This is a genomic window from Ruminococcus sp. CAG:57, from assembly GCF_000435935.1.
Taxonomy (GTDB): Bacteria; Bacillota; Clostridia; order Oscillospirales; family Ruminococcaceae; genus Hominimerdicola; species Hominimerdicola aceti.
Map to the genome: position 1 here is coordinate 1 of NZ_FR890696.1, position 341 is coordinate 341.

1 protein-coding gene is annotated in these 341 nt (G+C 32.8%); it reads left to right on the plus strand.

Features of this window, described 5'->3' with window-relative positions; all coding sequences use genetic code 11:
* The coding region (locus tag QVO88_RS02285; protein ID WP_288177725.1) for an integrase core domain-containing protein at positions 1–276 on the plus strand (276 nt) is incomplete at its 5' end.
* Positions 277–341 lie beyond the last annotated feature (65 nt).

Here is a 341-nt window from a genome sequence, read left to right on the forward strand (position 1 = left end):
CTTTGGTGTGAACAACATAACTGTATACATAAGCTTATAAAGCCTATGACGCCACGTCATAATGGCAAGGTTGAACGCTCTCACCGCAAGGATAACGAATACTTTTACGCAACACACAAATTCTATGATTTTGAGGACTTCAAGCGACAGCTTAAACGTTGGAACTATCAGTATAATAATATTCCAACTCGTTCTTTAGATTGGAAAACTCCACAAAGTGTATATAATGACTATATTAATTTTGGTGAAGTATACGAATTTAAATATAATAAATAAAAAAATGTGTAACACATCATTGACAAACCAACATCTACCAAAAAAAATAAAATATTCCGTAGGGG